9 protein-coding genes and 1 riboswitch are annotated in these 13,523 nt (G+C 76.2%); of the genes, 3 read left to right on the top strand and 6 right to left on the bottom strand.

Annotation, left to right across the window (positions count from 1 at the left end; translation table 11 throughout):
* Nucleotides 1-207: 207 nt before the first annotated feature.
* Together HNR12_RS23375 and HNR12_RS23370 are read left to right on the top strand one after the other, a co-directional pair.
* Nucleotides 208-2,499, top strand: a complete 2,292-nt coding sequence (locus HNR12_RS23375) for a protein kinase domain-containing protein (protein ID WP_179769579.1) — start codon at nt 208-210, stop codon at nt 2,497-2,499.
* A gap of 91 nt (nt 2,500-2,590) precedes the next feature.
* Nucleotides 2,591-3,556 (top strand): quinone oxidoreductase family protein, encoded by a 966-nt coding sequence (locus HNR12_RS23370; protein WP_179769578.1) that lies wholly within the window; start codon nt 2,591-2,593, stop codon nt 3,554-3,556.
* A gap of 23 nt (nt 3,557-3,579) precedes the next feature.
* On the opposite strand, the gene HNR12_RS23365 is transcribed toward HNR12_RS23370, so the two are convergent.
* The 3 genes from HNR12_RS23365 to cobN all read right to left on the bottom strand — a co-directional run bounded on the left by HNR12_RS23365 (nt 3,580) and on the right by cobN (nt 9,072).
* Nucleotides 3,580-4,659, bottom strand: a complete 1,080-nt coding sequence (locus tag HNR12_RS23365) for an SPFH domain-containing protein (protein WP_179769577.1) — start codon at nt 4,657-4,659, stop codon at nt 3,580-3,582.
* Between the two features lie 58 nt (nt 4,660-4,717).
* Nucleotides 4,718-5,158 carry an NfeD family protein gene (locus HNR12_RS23360; protein ID WP_179769576.1) on the bottom strand — a complete coding sequence of 147 codons (441 nt, stop codon included), beginning with the start codon at nt 5,156-5,158 and terminating at the stop codon, nt 4,718-4,720.
* 158 nt (nt 5,159-5,316) lie between these two features.
* Nucleotides 5,317-9,072, bottom strand: a complete 3,756-nt coding sequence (gene cobN / locus HNR12_RS23355; protein WP_179769575.1) for a cobaltochelatase subunit CobN — start codon at nt 9,070-9,072, stop codon at nt 5,317-5,319.
* Nucleotides 9,073-9,116: 44 nt separating this feature from the next.
* Nucleotides 9,117-9,242: riboswitch (cobalamin riboswitch) on the bottom strand.
* A gap of 111 nt (nt 9,243-9,353) precedes the next feature.
* On the opposite strand from cobN, the gene HNR12_RS23350 reads away from it, so the two are divergent.
* Nucleotides 9,354-9,914, top strand: coding sequence for a hypothetical protein (locus HNR12_RS23350; protein ID WP_179769574.1), 561 nt, complete (start codon nt 9,354-9,356; stop codon nt 9,912-9,914).
* A 77-nt stretch (nt 9,915-9,991) separates the two neighbouring features.
* On the opposite strand, the gene HNR12_RS23345 is transcribed toward HNR12_RS23350, so the two are convergent.
* The 3 genes from HNR12_RS23345 to HNR12_RS23335 all read right to left on the bottom strand — a co-directional run bounded on the left by HNR12_RS23345 (nt 9,992) and on the right by HNR12_RS23335 (nt 13,274).
* Nucleotides 9,992-10,513 (bottom strand): hypothetical protein, encoded by a 522-nt coding sequence (locus HNR12_RS23345; protein ID WP_179769573.1) that lies wholly within the window; start codon nt 10,511-10,513, stop codon nt 9,992-9,994.
* Nucleotides 10,514-10,704: 191 nt separating this feature from the next.
* Nucleotides 10,705-12,264: a cobyric acid synthase gene (locus tag HNR12_RS23340; protein WP_308251321.1), complete on the bottom strand. Its 1,560-nt coding sequence runs from the start codon at nt 12,262-12,264 to the stop codon at nt 10,705-10,707.
* Nucleotides 12,261-13,274, bottom strand: coding sequence for a cobalamin biosynthesis protein (locus tag HNR12_RS23335; RefSeq protein ID WP_179769572.1), 1,014 nt, complete (start codon nt 13,272-13,274; stop codon nt 12,261-12,263). The genes HNR12_RS23340 and HNR12_RS23335 overlap by 4 nt, the downstream gene beginning before the upstream one ends.
* Nucleotides 13,275-13,523 lie beyond the last annotated feature (249 nt).

Here is a 13,523-nt window from a genome sequence, read left to right as displayed (position 1 = left end):
ACAGGCGTCTTCGAACGTCTGTACTAAGACTAGCGGATCTTTCGAACGCGGGGGAACCAGGACGCCGCGCACCGTGTCTAAAATCGGAGCACTTTCCGCCAGCCCCGCCCGACCCCGGCGCTCCTCCCGCGATCGCCGCCGATCGGCCCCCACCGGGTCTCTGTACGCTATGAGCGCGAACCACCCCCTTCAAAGGAACTTGGCACTGTGACGGACAACGGGCACGAGCGCGTGAAACCCCTTCGCACCGGCGACCCGCACCAGCTCGGCGACTACCGCATCGAGGGCAGACTCGGGCGGGGCGGCATGGGCACCGTCTACCTCGCCAAGGACACCGCGGACCGGCTCGTGGCCGTCAAGCTGATCCACCCCGACCTCGCCGACGACCCCGACTTCCGGCGGCGCTTCGCACGCGAGGTCGAGGCCGCCCGCCGGGTGGCCCGCTTCTCCACCGCCGGCGTGCTCGACGCCCGCCTCGACGGCGACCCGCTGTTCATCGTCTCCGAGTACGTGCCCGGCCCCAACCTCGCCGAGGCCGTCGCCACCGACGGCCCCATGCGCGGCGGCACCCTGGAGAGCCTGGCCATGGGCGTGGCCGCGGCGCTGACCGCCATCCACCGCGCGGGGGTGATCCACCGCGACCTCAAGCCGGCCAACGTGCTGCTGTCGGCGGTGGGCCCCAAGGTGATCGACTTCGGCATCGCGCGCGCCATGGACGACGAGGGCGCGGTCACCCGCTCCAGCCAGCTCATGGGCACCCCGGCCTACCTCGCGCCGGAGCTGATCGCGGGCGGCGACATCACGCCCGCCTCCGACATCTTCTCCTGGGGCTGCCTGGTCACCTACGCCGGCACCGGCAAGGCGCCCTTCAACGCCCAGACCGTCCCGGCGATCCTGCACCTCATCAGCGCCGCGCCGGCCGACCTGGAGGGCCTGGAGCCCGGCGTCACCGACCTCGTGCGCTCCGCGCTGGACAAGGACCCCGCCAACCGGCCCACCGCCCAGGAACTGCTGAACACGCTGGTGGGCCAGGAGAACCCGGCCGAGACCACCGTGGACCGCACGGTCGTGCGGTCCTGGACCCCGCCCTCCACCGCGCGGCCCGGTCCGGGCGACCTCGCGGGCGCCGCGGGCGCGGCCGCCCTGGGCGCCGCGGGCGCGGCTGCGGCCGCCGGCGCCGTGCCGGGGGCGGACTCCGGCAACGCGCCCACCGTCCCCGCCGAGCCGCCCGGCGCCGGCCCCACGCGCGCGCTGCCGCCCGAGACGGCCGAACCGGCCCCGCCCACGCGGCCCTCCGGCGGGACCGGGCGGCCCGACTCCGGTCCGCAGGCCCCGCCGGAGCCCGCCTGGGGCGCCTCCGGCGCGCAGCCGCCCCCGCCCGGGGGTCCGGGCTACGGTCCGCCCCCGGCCGGCGAGCCGGCCGCCTTCACGCCTCCGCCGGGCGTGCACCAGCAGCCGCACGGCCCGTGGCCGGGGCACACCCCGTGGGCGGGGCACGGTGCTCCGTCCGGTCCGCAGGCGCCCGGGCACGGGTTCCCGTCCGGTCCGCAGCCCGGCCACGGCATGCCCTCGGGGCCCCAGCCGGGGCACGGCCTGCCCTCCGGCCCGCAGCCGCCGATGGGCGGCCCCGGCGGTCCGGGCGGCCCCGGCACGACACCGCCCGGACCGGGGCCCTCCTCCGGTCGGCCCCGCACCCGCCTGATCGTCGGCGCGGCGGCGGGCGTGGTCGTACTGGTCGCGGGCGTCGCCCTGGGCGCCGTCCTGCTCAGCAGCGGGCCGCCCGAGGGCACGCAGATCTACGAGACCGACTTCCAGTCCGACACCTGGGGCTTTGACGCCTACGACCCCGAGAACGAGTACCTGGAGTACGGCATCCACCCCGACCACGGGCTGATCCTGCGGGTGGAGCCCTACAACGACGACGCCAGCATCGGCGCGTTCGTGCCCTACGACGGCGTGATGCCCGAGGCCGTCCGCGTGGAGGCCGAGGCCGAGATCGTCGCCGGCGAGCCCTACAGCGAGTTCGGCACCCGCTGCTACCACCAGGTCTCCGACGACGACGTGACCACCCACTACGAGGCGCTCGTGCGGTTCGACGGCGCCGACGCCCAGATCCGCCGCTACGGGGGCGACGCCGGCGACTCCGCCCTGGCCTCCACCGGCGACGTGCCCGGCTACGTCCCCGCGGAGGGCGAGGACGGCAGTGGTGAGGGCGGCGACCCGGTCGTCAACACGGTCACCATGACCTGCGAGCCCGACGGCTCCGGCGCGATCGAGATCAACATGTGGGTCAACGGCGAGCACGTCCTAGAGGCCACGGACGCCGACCCGCTGCCCGACGACGCCACCGAGCAGCCGCCCCGCCAGACCGGCATCACGGTCAAGCGGCGCGGCAACGAGACCAACGTCCCCGAGGTCGGGTTCCACCGGGTCGAGGTGCAGCGCCTGGGCGACCCCGAGGTGGACGCCTCGGAGGAGTCGCCCGACGACGGCGCCTGACCGCCGCGCCCCACCCCGCCGGCCCTACCACCCCCGCCACCCCAAAGGCGCGGCCGCCGCCGCGCCGCCCCACCGAGTGAGAGGAACCGCGATGCGCGCTGTCGTCGTCAAGGAGCCGGGCGGCCCCGAGGTGCTCCGGCTGACCGAGGCCCCCGACCCGGAGCCGGGCCCCGGCGAGGTCGTGGTGGACGTCGAGGCACGCGGTGTCAACTTCATCGACATCTACCAGCGCAGCGGCGCCTACGCCGTGCCCACCCCCTTCGTGCCCGGCGTCGAGGCGGCCGGGACCGTGGCCACGCTGGGCGAGGGGGTCGACGGCCCGCGCGTGGGCGCCCGGGTGGCCTGGGCGATGGTGCCCGGCGCCTACGCCGAGCGCGCCGTGGTGCCCGCCGACCGGCTGGTGCCGGTGCCCGACGGGGTCGGCGCCGAGCAGGCGGCGGCCGTGCTGCTGCAGGGGCTGACCGCCCACTACCTCACGCACTCCACCTACCCGGTGCAGCCGGGCGACACGGTGCTGGTGCACGCCGCGGCGGGCGGCACCGGCCTGCTGCTGGTGCAGCTGGCCAAGGCGCGCCGCGCCCGGGTGATCGCCACGGTCTCGACCGACGCCAAGGCCGACCTCGCCCGGGCCGCCGGCGCCGACGAGGTCATCCGCTACGACCGGACCGAGGTCGCCCCCGCGGTGCGGGAGCTGACCGGCGGCGCGGGCGTGGCCGCGGTCTACGACGGGGTGGGTGCGGCCACGTTCGACGCCAGCCTGGCGTCGCTGCGCCCGCGCGGCGTGCTGGCGCTGTTCGGGCAGGCCAGCGGCGCGGTGCCGCCGGTGGACCCGCAGCGGCTGAACTCCGCGGGCTCGGTGTTCCTCACCCGGCCCACGCTGGCGCACTACGTCGCCGAGCGCGAGGAGCTGCTGGAGCGGGCCTCCGACGTGCTGGGGCTGGTGGCCGCCGGAGCGCTGCGGGTGCGGGTGGGCGGGCGCTACCCGCTGGCCGAGGCCGCCCGCGCCCACGAGGACCTCGCCGGGCGGCGCACCACCGGCAAGCTGCTGCTGGACTGACGGGCGGCCGCGCGGCCGCGCCGCTACTCCTCGCGGCCGCGCTGGTCGGGCACGGCGCCGGGCGGCCGGGCCGCGGCCTCGGCCTCCTTGCGGGCGCTGGCCACCGCCTCGGCGGCGATCTCGGCGGCGTGGTCGGCGGCGCGCAGGGCGTCGTCGCGCGCGGGGCCCGAGGTGATCTCGGGCGTGGGCTGCTGCTCGCCGGACTCGTCGGCGGCCGGGCGCGGCGCCTCGGCGCCGGTGTCGCCGGAGAACGCCTTGGTGACGCTCTGCACGGCCTGGCTCAGCTCGCCGGGGATGACCCAGAAGGTGTTGCCCTCGCCCTTGGCCAGCGACGGCAGGACCTCCAGGTACTTGTAGGCCAGCAGCTTGGGGTCGGCGTTGTTGGCGTGCACCGCCTGGAACACCCGCTCGATGGCCTGGGCCTCGCCGTCGGCGCGCAGGATGCGTGCCTGCTGCTCGCCCTGGGCCTCCAGGATGGCCTGCTGGCGGGCGCCCTCGGCGGTGAGGATGCGCGACTGGCGCTCGCCTTCGGCGTGCAGGATCACCGCGCGCTTGTCGCGCTCGGCGCGCATCTGCTTCTCCATGGCCTCCTTGATGGAGGGCGGCGGGTCGATGGCCTTGATCTCGACCCGGTTGACGCGGATGCCCCACTTGCCGGTGGCGTCGTCGAGCACGCCGCGCAGCCGGGTGTTGATCTCCTCGCGGGAGGTGAGCGTGCGCTCCAGGTCCATGCCGCCGATCACGTTGCGCAGCGTGGTGACGGTGAGCTGGTCAATGGCCTGGAGGTAGTCGGCGACCTCGTAGGCGGCGGCGCGGGGGTCGGTGATCTGGTAGTAGAGCACGGTGTCGATGTTGACGACCAGGTTGTCCTCGGTGATCACCGGCTTGGGCCGCGAGGAGAACACCTGCTCGCGCAGGTCGTACTTGGTGTTGACGCGGTCGACCACCGGGATGATGAAGTTCAGGCCCGGCTGCAGGGTGCGCATGTAGCGGCCGAACCGCTCGATGTTGTAGGCGCGCGCCTGCGGCACGATCCGCACGGTCGAGACCACCGCGAGGACCACCAGCACCGCGACGGCGGCGAACAGGATGTTCAATGCCATGGCTGCCTCCAGCCGGTTTCGGCGCCCCGGTCCGGCGCGCGGGAGGCCGGCGCCGGGGTCACGGCAGGGCCTCCCGGGGGTAGACGATCGCGGTGGCGCCTTCGATGTCCATGACGTCGACCCTGGTGCCGGCGGGGATCACCTGGTCCTCGTCGATGCAGCGGGCCGACCACTCCTCGCCGGAGATCTTGATGAGGCCGTGCTCGCCGGTGACCTCGGAGACGACCACGCCCGAGCGGCCCACCAGCGCGGCGGTGCCCGACCGCAGCGGCGGGGGCTGGGTGAGGTGGCGCCGCGCGATGGGCCGCACCACCAGCAGGGCCGCGGCGGCGGTGACGACGAACGCGGCGATCTGCAGGGCCGGGCCCATGCCGAGGGCGCCGACCACGCCGGCCACCAGCGCGGCCACGGCGAGCAGGCCCAGGGAGAGCGTGAGTGTGAAGATCTCGGCCGCTCCGAGGAGGGCCGCCGCGATCATCCAGAGGACCCACACCGGCATGGCACCGACCTCCCGTCCCATCGCGGCTACCACCAAAACTACCAGCGCGGGCGTGGCCGGCACACATTCGGCGGTCACATTCCGGGGTACGCCGCGTTGGGGCGGGCGGGGCCGGTGCCCGGAGCGGTGCGCCCCGCCGCCCCGGCCCCGCCGCGCGGTCAGTCGTCGTCCTCCAGGTCGCCCTCCAGCGCGAGGTAGGTGTCGCGCAGCCGCTCGACCACCCGGGGGTCGGGGCGCTCCCACAGCTTGCGGTCGGCGGCCTCCAGCAGGCGCTCGGCGATGCCGCGCAGCGCCCAGGGGTTGGAGCGCTCCAGGAAGGCGCGGTTCTCGGGGTCGAACACGTAGGTCTCGGCCAGCCGGGTGTACATCCAGTCGTCCACGACTCCGGCCGTGGCGTCGTAGCCGAAGAGGTAGTCGACGGTGGCGGCGAGTTCGAAGGCGCCCTTGTAGCCGTGCCGGCGCATCGCCGCGATCCACCGGGGGTTGACCACGCGGGCGCGGAAGACCCGCCGGGTCTCCTCGGCCAGGGTGCGGGTCTTGACCTGGTCGGGCGCCGCGGAGTCGCCGATGTAGGCGGCGGGGTTGCCGCCGGTGAGCCGGCGCACCATGGCCACCATGCCGCCGTGGTACTGGAAGTAGTCGTCGGAGTCCACGATGTCGTGCTCACGGGTGTCCTGGTTCTTGGCGGCCACCGAGATGCGCCGGAACGACGCCTCCATGTCGGCGCGGGCCTCGCGGCCGTCGAGCCCGCGGCCGTAGGCGTAGCCGCCCCATACCGCGTAGACCTCGGCGAGGTCGGCGTCGTCGCGCCAGTTGCGGGCGTCGATCAGCGGCAGCAGGCCCGCGCCGTAGGCGCCGGGCTTGGAGCCGAAGACGCGGGTGGTGGCGCGCCGCCAGTCGCCGTGGTCGGCGAGGTCGGCCAGCGCGTGGGCGCGCGGGTAGTTCTGGTCGGCGGGTTCGTCGAGGTCGGCGACCGCCCGGACGGCGTCGTCGACCATCCCGATGACGTGCGGGAAGGCGTCGCGGAAGAAACCGGAGATGCGCAGGGTGACGTCGATGCGCGGCCGGCCCAGTTCGGCCAGGGGCACGATCTCGAGGCCGGTGACGCGGCGGGAGGCGTCGTCCCAGGTGGGGCGCACCCCCAGCAGGGCCAGGACCTCGGCGATGTCGTCGCCCTGGGTGCGCATGGCGGCGGTGCCCCACACGGTGAGGCCCACCGAGCGGGGGTAGGCGCCGGTGTCGTCCAGGTGGCGGCGGATGAGGGAGTCGGCGAGGGCCTGGCCGACCTCCCAGGAGTTGCGCGAGGGCACGGCCTTGGGGTCGACGGAGTAGAAGTTGCGGCCGGTGGGCAGCACGTTGACCAGGCCGCGGGTGGGCGAGCCCGACGGCCCGGCCGGGACGTGGCCGCCGTCGAGGGCGTGCAGCACGGCGTCGAGTTCGCCGGAGGTGGCGGCCAGGCGCGGCACCACCTGCTCGGCGGCGAAGCGCAGGACGTCGGCGGCGCGGCGGAGGGGGTCGGACGGGCAGTCCGGGCCCAGGGCCTCGGCCGCCACGGCGCCGGCCGCCTCGGGCGCCCAGGCGCGGTCCTCCATGGCCTCGACCATGCGCCGGGCCAGGGTGTCGACCAGGTCGAGGGCGTCGGAGGCGGTGCGGGCCGGGCCCTCGACCAGCGCGGTCAGCGCCGCCGGCACCGGTACGCGGGCACCGGGTTCGGCCAGCAGGTGCTTCTCGTCCAGGCCGAACGCCCCGGCGACCACCGCGCGCAGGCCGGGCAGCGCCCCGACCCTGCCGCCCCACACCTGCGCGGCGCGCAGCACGGCCATGACCAGGTTGACGCGGGCCTCGCCCTCGGGGGCGCGGCCCAGGACGTGCAGGCCGTCGCGGATCTGCACGTCCTTGATCTCGCAGAGGTAGCCGTCGACGTGCATGACGAAGTCGTCGAACTCGTCCTCGCCGGGCATGTCCTCGCGGTGGAGGTCGTGGTGGAGTTCGGCGGCCTTGATCAAGGTCCAGATCTGGGCGCGCAGTGCGGGGGCCTTGTCGGGGTCGAGGTCGGTGACCAGCGCGTACTCGTCCAGCAACTGCTCCAGTTTGGCGATGTCGCCGTAGGTGTCGGCGCGCGCCATGGGCGGGACCAGGTGGTCGACCACGGTGGCGTGGGCGCGCCGCTTGGCCTGGGTGCCCTCGCCGGGGTCGTTGACGATGAAGGGGTAGACGAGGGGGATGTTGCCCAGCGCGGCGTCGGGTGCGTCCTCGGCGGCCAGGCCCAGGCCCTTGCCGGGCAGCCACTCCAAAGTGCCGTGCTTGCCCAGGTGGACCAGGGCGTCGGCGCCGAACCCGCCGGAGTCGGGGGGCGCCTCCAGCCAGCGGTAGGCCGCCAGGTAGTGGTGGGAGGGCGGGAGGTCGGGGTCGTGGTAGATGGCGATGGGGTTCTCGCCGAAGCCGCGCGGCGGCTGGATCATCAGGACCAGGTTGCCGAACCGCAGCCCGGCCAGCACGATCTCGGGTTCGCCCCGGGAGTCGTCGACGTAGAGGCCGCCGGGCGGCTCGCCCCAGTGCCGGCGGACGGAGTCGCGCAGCGGTGCGGGCAGGGCGCCGAACCAGCGCTGGTAGTCGCGCAGCGGCACCCGGGTGGTGGCGGCGGCCAACTGCTCCTCGGTCAGCCACTCCACGTCGTGGCCGCCGGCGCTGATCAGGGCGTGGATGAGGGGGTCGCCGTCGTCCTCGCGGCGGTCCTCGCCTGCGGCAGGCGGGCGCCACAGGGAGTCGTCGGGGCCGAGGTCGTAGCCGCGGGCGGCGAGGTCGCGCAGGAGGCGCACGGCCGAGGCGGGGGTGTCCAGGCCCACGGCGTTGCCCACCCGGGAGTGCTTGGTGGGGTAGGCCGACAGCAGCACCCCCAGGCGCCTGCGCTCGGGCGGCACCGAGCGCAGGCGGGCGTGGCGCACGGCGATCCCGGCGACGCGGGCGGCGCGTTCGGGGTCGGCGACGTAGACGGGGATGCCGCTGTCGTCGGCGACCTCCTTGAAGGAGAACGGCACGCTGATGAGACGGCCGTCGAACTCGGGGATGGCCACCTGCATGCCGGCGTCCATGGGGGTCAGGGCGGCGTCGGAGGCCTGCCAGCGCTCCCGGCCGGTGGTCAGGACCAGGCCCTGGATGACGGGGACGTCCAGGGCGGCGAGCGCGCCGGCGTCCCAGGCGTCTTCGTCGCCGCCGCCGGAGGCGTTGGCCGCGACGGCGCCGCCGGCGGCCAGCACGGTGGTGACCACGGCGTCGGCGGAGTCCAGCAGCGCGAACAGGCCGGGGGTGGTGGCGCGGGTGAGCCCGCGCAGCGAGCCGGAGAACACCGGCAGGGCCGCGCCGCCGGCGTCCTCGATCGCCGCGCACAGGGTGTCGACGAACGCGGTGTTGCCGGAGAGTTCGTGCGCCCGGTAGAAGACCACGGCGACCGTGGGGCGGTCGGCTCCGGGTTCGGCGCGGGCGGCCCGCTCGTGCACGCCGTACTCGGGCATGGGCTCGGGCGGGGCGAACCCCTCGCCGGTCAGCAGCACGGTGTCGGAGAGGAAGCGGGCGAGTTCGCGGAGGTTGGCCACGCCGCCCTCGCGCAGGTAGGCGTGGGCCTCGGTGGCCACACCCGCCGGGACGGTGGACAGCGCGAGCATCTCGGCGTCGAGGGCGGCCTCGCCGCCCAGGGCGACCAGCGGAACGCCCGAGGCGCGCAGCCGCTCCAGGCCCCCGGGCCAGGACTCGCTGCCGCCCAGGATCCGCACCACGGCGAGGTCGGCGCCCGCGAGGAGGCCGGGGAGGTCGGCGGGGTCGGTGCGGGCGGGGTTGGCGGTGCGGTAGCCGGCCCCGGCCGCCCGCGCGGCCAGCAGCTCGGTGTCGGCGGTGGACAGCAGCAGAATGGTCGCCACGTGCGGGCCCTTCGTTCGCAGAAGCGGGGTCCTCGCCCCGGCACTGGACAGGTACGGCGGCGGAAGTTCCTGGCTGGGGTCGGCGCCGATAGGCTGCGCGGACCGTGACAGTTGCGGGACAGCCGCGGATTCGCACCGCGTTCCTTCGCGCCGTCGCGGCTTCATCCTGACAGACGGTGCGGGTGCGGGCCGGTGCCGGGCCGCCGGTGCGGCCCCGGCCACGCCGGAGCGGCGTCCAAGCAAGTACCGCCGCACCCCCGCCTTTGCGAGAATCAGGTGCTATGAGCTATCCCGAACCCCCGCCGGGCTCCGGCGACCCCTACCAGCAGTACCCGCAGGGCGACCCCTACGCCCAGCCCGGGACGCCCTCCGGCGGCTACCCCGCCGGCGACTACTCCTCCGGGGCGATGGTGCCCTACAACCAGCAGACCGGGGGTTACCAGGCTCCGTACGCTCCCGTTCCCGAGAGCGAGGCCATCCTCACCACCATCGGCGACATCTCGATCACCCAGACCACGGTGATCACGCCCGCCGGGCGGTTCCCGATCAAGGGCAGCACCTGGAACGCCTCGGACATGACCCACACCACCACGGGCGTGTCGACCACGGGGGTCGTGCTGACGGTGATCAGCCTGGTGATCTTCATCTGGGCGTGCGGCCTGGGGCTGCTGGGTCTGCTCTTCCTGCTCATGAAGGAGGAGAAGACCCAGGGTTCGGTGCAGGTCACCGTGCAGGGCAACGGGGTGTTCCACTCGACGATGGTGCCGGCGCGCAGCCCGCAGACGGTGATGCAGGTGATGCAGTCGGTGAACTACGCGCGTTCGCTGGCGGCCACGCACTGAGGCGTTCGGGCGGCCCCGCCGGACGGCCGGGACGCGGCCGCCGGCGGAGCACTCCGGTGGGGCGCAGGCCCGCGGCGCTACCCGGCCGTGCCGGGCCGGCCGGGCGAGCCGCCGTCCGGTGAGCCGCGGTCGGCGGACGCGGGGTGGTCGCCGGCGCGCTCGTCGGCCGCGGCGCCGGGCTCGGCCGCGCGGGGGCCGGCCGGATCGGTGCGCTCGGGGCCCAGCAGGTCGGCCAGCAGGTCGCGCAGGTAGGCGGCCACCGGGCGGTCGCCGGCGGCCCTGCTCAGCGCGGCGAACTCGGAGTCGCTGAAGGCCACGGAGACGGTGCGGGGGTGGTCGCCGCGGCGGGGCAGCCCCAGCATCTGGCGGTGGACGCGTTCGACCGCCTCGGGCGGCAGCGGGCCGTAGACGGCCTCGATCTGGGTGAGCCACTCGCGCAGCTCCGACCAGCGGGCGTAGCGCCCGGCGAGGGTGCACAGGTAGGACGCGACGTCGCGGTGCCCGGCGGCGCGTTCGAGTTCGGCGTGGGTGAGGGGGTCGAGCGCGAGGCTCACCCGGCGGGCCGGGACGGCGGGCGGCGCGAGCGTGGGCGTGGTCATGCGGACCTCCAGGAGGGGTCGGCGGGCGAAGGGACGGGCCGCGGCGGACGCGGCGTGCGGCGCCTTCGCGCAGGGGCGGCGCCCCTGACCTCCTGGCCGCTCGAACACGACCCACCCTAGCCCGCCACACGCCCGCGCCGGAGGTTGTCCACAGCCCCGCGGCGCAAGTTCTCCTCCGCCCGCCCGGCCGCTCAGCCGCCGCCCGGGCCGGGTACCCCGGCGGGCGGCACCACCGGCAGGCCCGCCGGCGCCCCCTCCTCCAGCAGCCGCAGCAGCGCTTGGGTGTCCAGGTGGTGTTCGACCAGGTCGCCCAGCGCGTCCAGGCGGGCGGCGCGCTCGGCGGCGAAGTCGGTGTCCGGCGCGGGCCGGAAGTCGCGCCCGGCCCGGCGGGCGACGTCGGCGAGGAAGGCGCGGCGGAACCCGTCGTTCTCCAGGGCGCCGTGCCAGGTCGTGCCCCACACCGCGCCGCGGCGCAGCCCGTCGAGGAAGGGCTCGGTGTCGGCGTCGGCGCCGGGCTCACCGCCGAGCGGGGCGTGCACCGTGGTGATGCCGTGGTGGATCTCGTAGGCCGCGACCGGCTGCCCGTAGGCGGTGCCCGCCGGACGGCCGAGAGTCTTCTCGGGGGCGAAGACCACCGTGGTGGGCAGCAGGCCCAGCCCCTCGACCCGGCCCGCGCCCGACTCCACCGCGTCCTCGATGCGGCGGGCCAGCATCTGGTAGCCGCCGCAGACGCCGAGCAGGGGGCCGCCCCGCTCGGCGCGCCGCCGCAGCGCCGCGTCCAGCCCGCGTTCGCGCACCCAGGCGAGGTCGGCGACCGTGGCGCGGCTGCCCGGCAGCACCACCAGGTCGGCGTCGTCCAGCTCGTGGGGCGCGGTGACGAACCGGACCTCCACCCCGGGCTCCACCGCCAGCGCGTCCAGGTCGGTGAAGTTGCTGATGCGCGGCAGCCGCACGACCGCCACCCGCAGGGTGCGCCCCGACAGGGGGGCGCGGGCGCCGCGCCGGGCGCTCAGCGCCAGGGAGTCCTCGACGTCGATCCACTCGCCGTCCAGCCAGGGCAGCACCCCGTAGACGGGCCGCCCGGTGAGGCGGCGCAGCATGTCCAGGCCCGGTTGCAGGATCTCGGGCGCGCCGCGGAACTTGTTGATCACAAAGCCCGCGACCAGTGCCTGGTCGGCGGGCTCCAGCAGGGCCAGCGTGCCGTGCAGCGCGGCGAAGACGCCGCCGCGGTCGATGTCGCCGACCACCACGACCGGCAGGTCCGCGGCGCGGGCCAGCCCCATGTTGGCGATGTCGCCGGCGCGCAGGTTGATCTCGGCGGGGCTGCCCGCGCCCTCGCAGACCACCACGTCGTAGTCGGCGCGCAGCTCGGCCAGACTGGCCGCGGCGACCTCGCGCAGCCGCGCGCGGTAGCGCCGGTAGTCCAGCGCGTCGGTCTCGCCGATGGCCCGGCCGCGCACGATGACCTGGCTGCGGCGGTCGCTGCCGGGCTTGAGCAGGACCGGGTTCATCGCGGCGGTGGGCTCGATCCCCGCGGCGGCGGCCTGGGCGGCCTGGGCCCGGCCGATCTCGGCGCCGTCGGCGGTGACCATCGAGTTCAGCGACATGTTCTGCGCCTTGAAGGGGGCGACCTTGACCCCCTGGCGGGCGAGCCACCGGCACAGGCCGGCGACCACCACGCTCTTGCCGGCGTCGGAGGTGGTGCCGGCCACCAGCAGCGCCGGGGCGCCGGCGGCGCCGCGCCGGATCACCGGGCGCTCCCGGCGGACCCGGCCGGCCGCGCCCGCCGGGCCGCCCGCGCCGCCCCGGCGGCCACGTCGGGCGCCAGGGCGCAGGCCGCTGCGGCCAGCGCCGCCAGGCCGTTGACCGCGCGGGCCAGCCGCACCGCGCGGCGGATGTCGCCGGGGCCGGGGCGGCGCCCCTCGCCCAGTTCGGGGCGGTGCTCCACCCGTGTGCCGTAGACGTTGCGCCCGCCCAGGCGCAGGCCCAGGGCGCCGGCGAACGCGGCCTCGCACCGGCCGGCGTTGGGGCTGGGGTGGCGGTGGCCGTCGCGGACGGCGACCCGCAGCGCCGCCCCGGCCGAGCCGCCCGCGACCGGCGCGGCCAGGGCGGTCAGCCCGGCGGTCAGCCGGGCCGGCGCCCAGTTCAGCACGTCGTCCAGGCGCGCCGCCGCCCAGCCGAAGCGCGCGTGGCGCGGCGAGCGGTGGCCCACCATCGCGTCCAGGGTGTTGGCGGCGCGGTAGGCGAGCAGGCCGGGCACGCCGAGCAGGCCGCCCCACAGCAGCGGCGCCACCACCGCGTCGGAGGTGTTCTCGGCGACCGACTCCACCGCCGCGCGGGCGATGCCCTTCTCGTCCAGGGCGTGGGGGTCGCGGCCGCACAGGCGCGGCAGCCGGAGGCGCGCGTCGTCGAGGTCGCCGGCCTCCAGCGCGGCGGCGACGCCCTCGGCCTCGCGGCCCAGCATGGCCCCGCCCAGCACGGTCCAGGTGGCGGCGGCGGTCAGGGCGGCGCGCGCCGCCCCCCGCGTGCGGGCCTGGGCGAGCGCGCCGAGGGCGGCAGCCGGCGCCACCGCCAGCGCGGTGAAGACGGCGCCGCGCGGGCGGGAGTCGGCGTGCAGGGCGCGCTCCAGCCGTCCGGCGGCCGCGCCGAAAACGGCCACCGGGTGGCCGCGCGGGGGGTCGGGCACGAGGCGGTCGAGGACCGCGCCGCCGAGCAGCCCGGCGGCGACGGACCAGGCGGAACGCTGATGGGGACGTCTCACCCGGTCAACGGTAACGGCCCGCCCCGGGAAGCTTCACGCTTGCCCCAAGCCGGGGCCGGGGAGGCCGCCCGCGCCGGGGCGGGCGCCTATAACCGTTGCACGGCTCGGGCGAGAGGGGGACGCGCCATGCTGATCGAGATGGTGCCGCTGCTGCTCAGCGGCGCGTGGTGGGTGTTCTGAGCACACCGGCCGGCGCCGCCGCGCGCCCCCGGGGCGGGGCGCTGGAGCCGGCGGCGCCGGGGTGGGATC

The sequence above is a fragment of the Streptomonospora nanhaiensis genome, from assembly GCF_013410565.1.
Taxonomy (GTDB): domain Bacteria; phylum Actinomycetota; class Actinomycetes; order Streptosporangiales; family Streptosporangiaceae; genus Streptomonospora; species Streptomonospora nanhaiensis.
The sequence above is the reverse complement of the archived record's forward strand: the minus strand, read 5'-3'. Positions and strand labels throughout refer to the sequence as shown.

What these genes read in the sequence shown, in the direction of transcription:
- HNR12_RS23350 (WP_179769574.1), top strand. Translation starts at nt 9,354, where the DNA reads ATGAGCTATCCCGAACCCCCGCCGGGCTCCGGCGACCCCTACCAGCAG.
- HNR12_RS23345 (WP_179769573.1), bottom strand. Translation starts at nt 10,513, where the DNA reads ATGACCACGCCCACGCTCGCGCCGCCCGCCGTCCCGGCCCGCCGGGTG.
- HNR12_RS23365 (WP_179769577.1), bottom strand. Translation starts at nt 4,659, where the DNA reads ATGGCATTGAACATCCTGTTCGCCGCCGTCGCGGTGCTGGTGGTCCTC.
- HNR12_RS23370 (WP_179769578.1), top strand. Translation starts at nt 2,591, where the DNA reads ATGCGCGCTGTCGTCGTCAAGGAGCCGGGCGGCCCCGAGGTGCTCCGG.
- HNR12_RS23360 (WP_179769576.1), bottom strand. Translation starts at nt 5,158, where the DNA reads ATGCCGGTGTGGGTCCTCTGGATGATCGCGGCGGCCCTCCTCGGAGCG.